The 669-nt window shown below is 61.3% G+C and carries 1 protein-coding gene; it reads left to right on the forward strand.

Annotated elements, in window-relative coordinates:
• The coding region (gene clpX / locus ELR45_RS41215; RefSeq protein WP_338069605.1) for an ATP-dependent Clp protease ATP-binding subunit ClpX at nt 1-669 on the forward strand (669 nt) is incomplete at both ends.

The raw sequence follows: 669 nt of genomic DNA on the forward strand, positions 1-669 counted from the left end.
GTCAGTCGGGTGTGAGCCGTGGTTCGGGTAAGGACGAGGCCGTCGAGGTGGCCAAGTCCAATATCCTGTTGATCGGCCCGACCGGGTGCGGGAAGACGTATCTGGCGCAGACGTTGGCGAAGATGTTGAACGTGCCGTTCGCGATCGCGGACGCCACGGCGCTGACGGAGGCCGGCTACGTCGGTGAGGATGTGGAGAACATCCTGTTGAAGTTGATCCAGGCGGCCGACTATGACGTGAAGAAGGCCGAGACCGGGATCATCTACATCGACGAGATCGACAAGGTCGCGCGCAAGAGTGAGAATCCGTCGATCACCCGGGATGTGTCGGGCGAGGGTGTGCAGCAGGCGCTGTTGAAGATCTTGGAGGGGACGTCTGCGAGTGTGCCGCCGCAAGGCGGGCGTAAGCATCCGCATCAGGAGTTCATCCAGATCGACACGACGAATGTGCTGTTCATCGTGGGCGGGGCGTTCGCAGGGCTGGACGAGATCATTCAGCAGCGTGTGGGCTCGCGTGGCCTGGGGTTCGGCGCGGATATTCAGAGCAAGGCCGAGCGGGACACAGTGGATTCGTTCTCTCAGGTGATGCCTGAGGACCTGTTGAAGTATGGGTTGATTCCTGAGTTCATCGGTCGGCTGCCGGTGTTGACCACGGTGAGTCCGCTGGACC

Source organism: Phytoactinopolyspora endophytica, from assembly GCF_004138495.1.
Taxonomy (GTDB): domain Bacteria; phylum Actinomycetota; class Actinomycetes; order Jiangellales; family Jiangellaceae; genus Phytoactinopolyspora; species Phytoactinopolyspora endophytica.